The organism is Mycobacterium sp. 1423905.2, assembly GCF_001673155.1.
GTDB lineage: Bacteria > Actinomycetota > Actinomycetes > Mycobacteriales > Mycobacteriaceae > Mycobacterium.
Genome location: NZ_LZLE01000080.1, coordinates 1 through 10,106, shown reverse-complemented (window position 1 = coordinate 10,106; position 10,106 = coordinate 1). Strand labels below are relative to the sequence as shown.

The following is a 10,106-nucleotide window of genomic DNA, read 5'->3' as shown; positions in this document are numbered from 1 at the left end:
GAGTTCCGGATCGATCGGTAGGCACGCGCGCTCATAGGCCCATGCGTTCACCTCAGTCCGTGGCCGGGGCTTGCTGGCTATCTCGATGTCTGCCGGGCCTGGCGATGCCACCCATCGATCGCGCGCGAACGGCAACGGGGAACGTTCGATCCGCCGACCCAGCAAGCTGCGGCCTAGGTTGCGGTGGAAACGACGTAATCCCTCCATATCAGCCGGACGGTTGTAGACCCAAACAACCTCCGCCAGAGTCCCATAACCCAGGGCCCGCACGCCCAGAAATGACACTTGGTCCATGTGTGCCAGTCGGTTGTCCACGATATGACCATTATCGGCCACGTTGGAATCCCGTTTTCCAGAGATGGATTCCCTGCAACGGTAGTCTGATGCCCGTGGTTGAGTCCTCACTTCCCAGCGTGGTCCGCGAACGTGCGAGTCTGCAGCCCAACGACGTTGCGTTGACCTATATCGACTACGACCATTCGTGGGACGGTATCGAACTAAGCCTGACGTGGGCTCAGCTTTACCGGAGAATGCTGAACCTTGCCGCGCTGATCAGAGAGCACGCGACCACCGGCGACCGGGCGCTGATCCTGGCGCCGCAAAGCCTGGACTATGTCGTCAGTTTCCTCGCCTCCTTGCATGCCGGCGTCATCGCGGTTCCGCTCTCGGTTCCGATGGGGGGCGCCCACGATGAACGCACGGCCTCGGTGCTGGCCGACACTTCGCCTGCCGTGGTCTTCACTTCGTCGGCTGTCGTCGACAATGTCGCCGAGTACGTGCAGGCCCAGCCTACAGACACCAAGATCATCGAGCTCGATCGCCTGGACCTGGACGGCAGACCGGGCGCGGCGTCGCGCGCCAAGTATGAACAGCCGGAAATCATCTACTTGCAGTACACCTCTGGCTCCACGCGCACACCGGCCGGGGTGATGGTTTCCAACAAGAACCTGATGGCCAACTTCGAGCAGATCATGACCGCCTATTACGGCGTGTACGGCAAGCTTGCGCCGCCGGGGTCGACGGTGGTTTCGTGGCTGCCCTTCTATCACGACATGGGCTTCATCTTGGGTCTGATCATGCCGATCCTGACTGGGATGCCGGCGAAGTTGACCAGCCCCATCGGCTTCCTGCAGCGGCCCGCCCGGTGGCTGCAGATGCTCGGCACCAACACCCTTGGTTTCACGGCCGCACCGAACTTCGCTTTCGATTTGGCCTCGCGCAAGACCAAGGACGAGGACCTCGAAGGTCTCGACCTCAGCGGCATCCACGCGATCCTCAACGGCAGCGAGCGGGTACAGCCGGTTACGTTGAAGCGCTTCGTCGACCGGTTCGCTCCGTTCGGACTCGACCCCAAAGTGATTCGTCCGTCGTACGGGATGGCGGAGACTACGGTGTTCGTGGCGACCCGCCAGGCCGGCGAGCCACCCAAGGTGGTGAATTTCGATTCCGCCAAACTGCCGGACGGTTTCGCTGTGCGGTCCGAAAGCGACACCAGCACACCGCTTGTCAGCTACGGCGTGGTGGACACGCAGGAAGTGCGCATCGTCGATCCCGATACCGGTGTCGAGTGCCCGGAGGGCACGGTCGGCGAAATCTGGGTGCATGGCGGCAATGTCGCGACAGGCTATTGGAACAACCCCGAGACCACCGCTCACACCTTCGGTGCAAAGATCGTCAACCCGACGGCCGGCACGCCGGAAGCGCCATGGCTGCGGACGGGAGACTCCGGCTTCTACTCCGACGGCGAACTGTTCATCGTGGGCCGCATCAAGGACCTGCTGATCGTCTACGGGCGCAACCATTCTCCGGATGACATTGAGGCGACCATCCAAACGATCAGTCCTGGTCGTTGTGTGGCGATCGCCGTTCCGCAGGACGGGGTGGAGAAGCTCGTCGCCGTGATCGAACTCAAGAAGAAAGATGAGTCGGCCGAAGAAGCCGCGGAACGGTACGGCTTTGTGAAACGCGAAGTCACGTCGGCAATTTCGAAAGGCCACGGCCTCAGCGCCTCAGATCTTGTGCTGGTGCCCCAGGGTTCGATTCCGATCACCACGAGCGGCAAACCGCGGCGTGCCCAATGCGTGGAGATCTACCGCCAGAACGGGTTCTCCCGCTTGGACGCTTGATTCGTTCGCAACCCGCGCGACGTCAGCTATGCAAGGCGCGGTCGGACAACGCTGCCAGCGCCGGCGCCAGCAACTTGGAGTACTCCAGTGTCAGGTGACCAGCGTCGACATAGACCAGGGTGTTGCCGACGATTACCGGGCAGCGCTGCTTGGTGCAGAAGAGTCCTTCTACCTCAACGTACTGTCCGCCGCCGGCTTTCACGGCCGCGGCCTCAGCCGCGATACCAGGTCGGTTGAACGCGGATGACATGGGCGGCGAGCACGCCGTCGCGTCGTCGAGATGCTCCGACAGGCAACCCGGCACCGGTGCGTCCAGGTGGGGGAGCGGGCCCAGCACCAAAACCTTGGCACCAAAGCCGCGCAGCTGCCCCACCAGCCGGGTCAGGCTGTTATTCCACGCCGAATCGTATGACGAAAACCCGGACAGGAAGCCGTTGCTGTGGGTGGCGGTGTAGCCCCGAAACACGCTCAATACGACCAAGCGCGGGTGTTCGGCGCGTAACCGGTCCATGACCTGTGCGCGCCATTCCTCACAGTGTTGTAGGGACTCGACGATGGGGGCGACGAAGCGGTTGGCGATGGGCAGGTCCAGCATTGGGCAGGCCGCTTTGGCCATGGTTTCAATTCGCCACGGCCGTTGCTTGCCGACCTGTTCGAATGCCGGAATCCACATCGAGGCATGCGAGTCGCCGATCACGGCCACCGTAGTTTTTGAGGCGGTGTCACCCATCGCACACTCAGGCTGTCCGGCTTGGACAGGCAGGCGCAGACAGCCGTCGAACATCATCTTGCCGAGTTCGCCGGCCGCTCCGGCGAGCGACGGGTTCAAGTTCGACGGCACGGCTTTGACATCGGCAGAGGACGCGACCGCCGCTTGCACCTGCGCGAACACGTTCTGCACCGCAGCGTCGTAGGGTGCGACGTTGTCCCCGGTGGGTATGGGCGGCGGAGTGATCGTCAGCGGCCGCGCCGCCGCGCCGTGTGCGACCGCTACCGGCATCGGTATTGAGGACACCCACATGAGCAGCGCCACGCCCACACACGCCGCTGCCGCCGAGGCGACACCACCGAAAGCCAGGCTCTTCCAGGGAGACCGTTTCAGGAAAGTGGCGTATCGCAACGGATTCTCGATCAACCGCAGGGTGAGCCAACCCAGCGCGCCGGAGACGACGACGGCCGCGACGAAATTGCCGAACAGCCCGAGCCGGTGACCCACCAAGATGGGGGCGAACACCAGTACCGGCCAGTGCCACAGGTACCACGAGTACGACAGCCGTCCGATCACCCGCATCGGTGACCATCCGAGTACCCGCCCAGCGCCCTGGTTCGGTGTCGAACACCCGGCGCCGAGAATAAGCGCGGTGCCCAGCACGGGCAACAGCGCGGCGGTACCGGGATAGGGAATGTCTGGAGTGAAAACGGTGCAGGCCCACAGCACCATGGCCATGCCGACCCATCCGGTGAGCACAGCGGCGCGCGCCGGCAGCCGGCTCCAGTACTCGGCGGTCAGGGCCACCAAGGCCCCGACGGCCAATTGCCAGGCTCTGGTGAACAGCGAGAAGTACGCCGCCAGCGGCATCACGTAGGTGACGAGGAGCGACAACAAGAACGACGAGAGCGCGATGAAGGTCACCAGCGCCAGGTATGGGTTCTTGGACGGCGGGGCGTCATTCTTGGCGCGCCGACGCAAACGCCGGATCAACCATGCCGTGCCGACGATCAGGGGCGGCCACAACAGGTAGAACTGTTCCTCGACGCCCAACGTCCAGTAGTGCTGGAACGGCGACGGCGCGCCGCCGGCGAAGTAGTCGACCTGCTGGACGATGAACCAGAAGTTGGGGACGTACAGCGCGCAAGCAATGGCGTCCTTCAAAGCGCTTTGGGCCTGCACCACCGGCAGCAAGAGGGCCGCGGCGATTGCAGTGATGACGCCCACCGTGGCAGATACCGGCAGCAGTCGGCGCGCCCGCGCCCCGTAGAACTTGCGGAGCCCGACGGTGCCGGTGGTGCTCACTTGGCGCCAGAGTTGCCCGGTGATGACGAAACCTGAGATCTCGAAGAAAATGTCGGGGCCGACAAAGCCACCGCTCACCCCAGGCATCGAAATGTGCCAGCCCACAATGGCCAGCAGCGTGAAGCCGCGCAATCCCTCGATGTCGTCGCGGAATCCGCTCTGCGGCGTGCGCTTTTCCTGTGCGCCTGGAGCTGGCAGAACGCTGTCAGAAGGGCTGACGCTGTCCGACTGGCGCATGGTCACGCACTCATATTAAGTGGACGTGGATGTACGGATGTGAGCTATCGAATTTTCGGTGTATGTGGGATTGCTGATGAAGTCGTATAGCAACCGGTATTGCGGCGCAGCACATCTCATCGTTAGCGTCCGGCGCACCAGTCTGCGTCAGCGAAAACCTCTGTCCGGACGGGCTTCTCGGTCACGTGATGATGGTAGTGTCCGGCTTCGGCTTCACCGGGCGCTCGGTGCGTTTGCTATGCCCGTTCGAATTCGATTCCAGGAGTTGATATCCGAGGCCGAATAGGGGCAACGAGTGGGTAAGCAAGTGGTCGACCTTTTCGTTGGCAATGCCTGCTCCATCGCCGTTGCGCTCGGTCTTGGCCGCACATTTCGGCAGGTCGTAGGCGGGCATCGCGGTGAGGCCGAACAGCGGTAGCGAGTGCCCAGGCAGCAAATCGATGGTGCTGACGGGTTTCTTTGCGGGCGCCGGCCCAATCGCCTTAGCGGCACGCGAAGCCGGGGCGGCCGGTTTCTGCGCTTTGCCACCGATGAGAGATTTCGCCCGGTTGAGCCACATTTCTGCGGATTGCTTGGGGGCGCCGTGTCCTGTCTGGCCTTGTCCGACCTTGGATGGCCACCAGTTCTTTTGACCAAGCAACGCGGCCACAGCGGGCACCGTGATGGTGCGCACCAGGAACGTGTCGATCACAATCCCGATGCCGATGGTGAAACCGGCCTGAGCCATGGTGGTGATGCTGGCGGCGATCAGACCGAACATCGACGCCGCGAAGATCAGCCCCGCGGAAGTGATCACACCGCCGGTGGAGCCGACCGTGCGAATGACACCGACCCGTACCCCGTGCGGTGACTCGTCTCGGATCCGGGAGATCAGCAACATGTTGTAGTCGGCACCGACGGCGACCAACAAGATGAATGACAAACCGGGCAAGCTCCAGTGAAGGGGTTCGCCCAATATCAGTTGGAAAACAATGACCGCGAGGCCTAGTGCGGAGAGGAACGAAATCAGCACTGAGGCAATGAGATACAGCGGCGCGACGATAGCCCGCAGCAAGATGACCAGGATGAAGAAGACGATGATGATGGTCGCGATGACGATGAATCTGATGTCCGAGTTGTAGAACTCGCGAGTGTCGCGAAGTCCGCTCGGGACCCCCACCAGTTCGACCTTGGCGTCGGCCAATTCAGAGTTGGGTTGTGCGGAACGGGCCGCCGCGAGAATCTTGTTGACCTGGTCCATACCCTCTTTCGAGGATGGGCCGAGGGCGCTCTGCACGAAGTACCGCGCCGCGTGCCCATCGGGCGACAAGAAGAACTGCGCGCCCTTCTTGAATTCGTCCCGCGTCATGATCTGCGGCGGAATGTTGAAGCCGGCCATGTTGGGCCGCTCTGCGTCACGCTTCACGCCGAGCAGGAAGCCGGAGGCTTCGTTGAGCCCGCCGCCCATCTGCTTGACCTGGTCCACCAGCGCCTGTACCCCGTCGGCTACCGCCCCACTGCCGTCGGCGAGGGCGCCGGCGCCCGCCTGCAGTTGCGACAAGGTGTTGGGTAGGCCCTGCACCATCCGCAAAGTGGAGACGATCTGTTTCAACTGGTCATGCAGTTTGCCGACCGTCATCGCCAGGTTCTGGTACCCCTCGGTCTGCTGCAGGGTGACGGCGAAGGCGGCGATGGAACGCAATAGTCCGTTGTTACCGGATTCGACGATCGCCGCCAATTGCGAGCGGGACCGTACACATGCTGGATCGGCGTTACAGGTGGGGCTTTCGTTCAGCGCCGCCACCATCGGGCTGGCCCAGACGGCGGTCTGTTCGGCGTCCTGAACGGTTCCGCTGAGGTTATTGCCGAGCGCCCGCATGCGCCCCACGTATTGCGACGCGGTATCGAGCTGCTGAATGGTCTTGTCACCGCCGATGAGCTGCAACATGTTCTCCAACATCGCGACCATGCCGGCGGAGCTGGCGACCGCTTCGTTGACTTGGGAGCGGACTCCGGCCAGGGCGTCGGCCAGCTGGCGGGAACCGCCGACGAGGTGGTCCAGGTCGCCGCTGTGGTCGGTGATGGCGTTGGATGCCTCGTTCAATTTGCCGCCGACCTCGCCGGCCTGAAACGACACCTTGGTTTCCTTGAGTGGTTCGCCGTTGGGTCGCGTCAAGCCGCGCACCATCACGATGTCGGGCAGGTCGGTGATCCGGCGCGACATGACCTCCAAGTCACCCAGCGCGGCCGGGGTCCGCAAGTCACGTGGCGAGTGCACGAAAAGCATCATCGGAGTCATCGAGTTCATGGGGAAGTGGCGATTCAACGCGTTGAGTCCTCGCACACTGTCCATGTCCTGCGGCATGGTCTTGAGGTCGTCGTAGTTGAACTGGATCAAAGCGGCGCTGCCGGCAAGAATTGCCAGCACCAGCAGGCTGGCGACCAGGTGCGACTTCGGGCGCCGCACGATGCGTGTTCCCGAGATTCGCCAGAAGCGGGTGGTCAGTTCCTTGCGGGGCTTGATCCAGCCGCGTCGCCCGGTGAGGACCAAGATGGCCGGCAGGAACGTAGTCGCGGTCAGCAGCGACACGATGATCGAGACGGTGATCGCCGGGCCGACTGCTGAGAACACTTCGAGTTTCGTGAAGACCATGGCCAGGAACGTCACCGCCACGGTGGCCGCCGATGCGGCAATGACCTTGCCGATCGACATCAACGCTTTCTTCACCGCACGATCGGAGGTTTCGCCATGTCGGACGTAATCGTGATATCGGCTGATCAAGAAGACGGCGTAGTCGGTGCCCGCGCCGATCATGACGGCACTCATGAACACGATGCACTGCATGTTCACGGTCAGGCCGAGCTCCGACAACACCGACAAGACACCCTGCGCACCGCCGATGGAGAGACCGATGGTGGCCAGCGGCAACAGCATGGTGACCAAATTGCGATAAACGAGGATCAAGATGATCAGCACGCTGAGGATGGTGCCGGTCTCGATGATCTGCACGTCGTCTTCACCGAGCTTTTGCACGTCGGCGGCGGTGGCCACCGGACCACTGACGTTGGCCGTCAGCGTCGTTCCCGCAACCGTCTTATTGATAATCGCTCGGATATTGATCAGCGCCGCTTGCGTCTCGGGCGCTGCTTCTGGGCCTGGCAAGTTGATCGGCAGGTTCCAGGCCTTCTTGTCTTTGCTTTCCAGTAATTGCCGTAGTTCCGGCGTGCCCATGAAGTCCTGAACGGACATCTTGTCCTGCGTGTCCTGGTGCAGGTTATCCAGGAGTTTGCGGTAGGTCTCCTCGTCGGCCGGACCGAGCCCGTTCTCATCAGTCAGGATGACCAACAGCAAGGATCCGGCCGGTTTCGCATCACTGCCTTTTGCGTCGGATCCGTCGGACGAGCCCCCCGGGTTGGCAGCGAAGGCCTTGTCCATCTCGCGCTGCGCGATCATGGTCGGCGCGTTGTCGGGGAGCGGTTTCGTCTCGTGCTTGGCCGCCTGTACCTGCAGCGGGGGAAAGGTCAGCGCCAGGACCGCGACGACGGCAACCCAGCCGGCGATGACCAGCCATGGCCACTTGACGACGAAGTCTCCGACGCGGTCGAAGACGCCCCCGATTTTCGCTTCGTCGTGCGATCTTGCCTGCCCTGCCACCCCACAAACGTACTAGGAAGAGTGCTGGTGGGTAGGGGGAATGAAGATATCCGTATTAACCGCGATTTGGCAGCGGTCGGCGCGGCATTGAGTCGTGGCGTCTAAAGAAACCGCTGTTCAGGGCGCTTTCCGACGACGAGGGTGGCCCGTTGGGGGCCGTTGCGGAGCGCAGGATCCAAATGGTACCGGAGGTAACTCGACACTGACAAAGTTGGACGCGTGTGCTGATATTGCGGTCATCGAGGTTGGGCCTTTTCGGCACGCCGCGGCGCCGAGTCATGCGACACTCTCCCCCGTGGCTCTGAGATACCGCCTGCAATCCAACCCATTGGTCGGGAAGATCACCACCAAGTACTTGCTGCCGCTTGGCACCCGCCAGGTCGGCGACGATGTGGTGTTCTTCAACTTCGGTTACGAAGAAGATCCGCCGATGGGCTTGCCGTTGGATCCGTCCGACGAGCCGAACCGCTACTGCATCCAGCTCTACCATCAGACGGCGAGTCAGGTCGACCTCACGGGCAAGAAGGTCTTGGAAGTGAGCTGCGGTGCCGGCGGTGGCGCTTCCTACATCACTCGCAACCTCGGTCCGGCGTCCTATACCGGGCTTGATCTGAACCCGGCCAGCATTGAGAAGTGCCGGGAACGACACCAACTGCCTGGGCTGGACTTCGTTCAGGGCGACGCCCAAAATCTTCCTTTCCCGGACGAATCCTTCGACGCGGTGATAAACGTCGAGGCGTCGCATCAGTACCCGGATTTTCCCGGCTTTCTGGCTGAAGTCGCGCGCGTCCTCCGCCCGGGTGGTCACTTCCTGTACACCGACTCACGGCGTAATCCCGTTGTCGGAGAATGGGAATCAGCGCTTGCCGACATTCCGCTGCGCAAGGTCGCGCAGCGCGACATCCAAGACGAGGCCAAGCGCGGGCTGGATGCCAACACCCGACGGACCCAAGAAATCATCAGTCGTCGGGCACCGGCCTTTCTGACCGGTCTCACACGTTATGCGGTCAACGTGTTGGACCGGGACCTCAAGCGCGGCGGCGGATTCACCTACCGCATCTACCTCTTCGCCAAGGACTGACGTAAAGCGGCCGATCTGATGAGATTTGTCGTGGCCAGCTATGGCACCCGCGGCGACATCGAACCGTGCGCCGCAGTCGGGCAGGAGTTGCAGCGGCGAGGACACGACGTGCGACTTGCCGTGCCGCCCAACCTCATTGGTTTCGTGGAAGCGGCGGGTCTGGACGCGGTCCCTTACGGGACTCGTGACTCGCAACTTCAATTGGACGAGCAGTTCCTGCACAACGGCTGGAAAATTCAGAATCCGGTGAAGTTGGCGCGGGAAGCGATGGCGCCGGTCACCGAGGGCTGGCTAGAGCTCAGTGCCATGTTGACTCCCGTCGCCGCCGGCGCTGACCTGCTCTTGACTGGCCAGATCTACCAGGAAGTCGTCGCCAACGTCGCAGAGCACTACGACATGCCACTGGCCGCACTGCACTTCTATCCGATGCGCGCCAACGGCCAGCTCGGCTTCTCGGCGGCCCGCCTACCCGGACCGGTCATCCGCTCCACCATCCACACCACCGACTGGCTTTACTGGCGTCTTACCAAGGGCGTCGAGGACGCTCAACGCCGTGAACTCGGCCTGCCCAAGGCCTCCAGTCCGGCGCCTAAGCGCATGGCCGAACGCGGTGCGTTGGAGATCCAGGCCTACGACGAAGTTTGCTTTCCCGGGTTGGCGGCCGAATGGAGTGGCCGGCGGCCGTTCGTCGGGGCACTGACAATGGGTCTCCCGACTGACGCCGACGACGAGGTTCTGTCGTGGATCGCTGCCGGTAAGCCACCAATCTATTTCGGCTTCGGCAGCATGCCGGTCGGCCCCTTGGCTGACCGGGTCAAGATGATTGCCGCGGCATGCGCACAATTGGGCGAACGCGCCTTGATCTGCTCTGGCCCAAGCGACTCGACTCAGCTACCGCACTACGATCACGTCAAGGTGGTGCGTGCGGTCAGCCACGCCGCCATCTTCCCCGCGTGCCGTGCGGTCGTGCATCACGGTGGTGCGGGTACGACCGCCGCGGGGCTTCGCGCCGGG

4 protein-coding genes and 2 pseudogenes are annotated in these 10,106 nt (G+C 62.7%); 3 read left to right on the top strand and 3 right to left on the bottom strand.

Annotated elements, in window-relative coordinates; translation table 11 throughout:
- A pseudogene (locus tag A9W95_RS27445) lies at nucleotides 1-336 on the bottom strand (hypothetical protein); the annotation flags it as partial.
- 47 nt (nucleotides 337-383) lie between these two features.
- Between A9W95_RS27445 and A9W95_RS04405 the strand changes: the two are divergent.
- Entirely contained in the window at nucleotides 384-2,126 is a 1,743-nt protein-coding gene (locus A9W95_RS04405) for an AMP-binding protein (protein WP_067409402.1), read from the top strand.
- Nucleotides 2,127-2,148: 22 nt separating this feature from the next.
- On the opposite strand, the gene A9W95_RS04400 is transcribed toward A9W95_RS04405, so the two are convergent.
- Both A9W95_RS04400 and A9W95_RS04395 read right to left on the bottom strand, forming a co-directional pair.
- Nucleotides 2,149-4,377, bottom strand: a complete 2,229-nt coding sequence (locus tag A9W95_RS04400) for an acyltransferase family protein (protein ID WP_067409404.1) — start codon at nucleotides 4,375-4,377, stop codon at nucleotides 2,149-2,151.
- Nucleotides 4,378-4,558: 181 nt separating this feature from the next.
- Nucleotides 4,559-8,011 carry an RND family transporter gene (locus A9W95_RS04395; RefSeq protein WP_067409401.1) on the bottom strand — a complete coding sequence of 1,151 codons (3,453 nt, stop codon included), beginning with the start codon at nucleotides 8,009-8,011 and terminating at the stop codon, nucleotides 4,559-4,561.
- Between the two features lie 231 nt (nucleotides 8,012-8,242).
- Here A9W95_RS04395 and A9W95_RS04390 point away from each other — a divergent pair.
- Nucleotides 8,243-9,092, top strand: a pseudogene (locus tag A9W95_RS04390) (phthiotriol/phenolphthiotriol dimycocerosates methyltransferase); the annotation flags it as partial.
- A gap of 18 nt (nucleotides 9,093-9,110) precedes the next feature.
- Nucleotides 9,111-10,106: glycosyltransferase (locus A9W95_RS04385; protein ID WP_067409403.1), on the top strand; the 996-nt coding region annotated here is incomplete at its 3' end.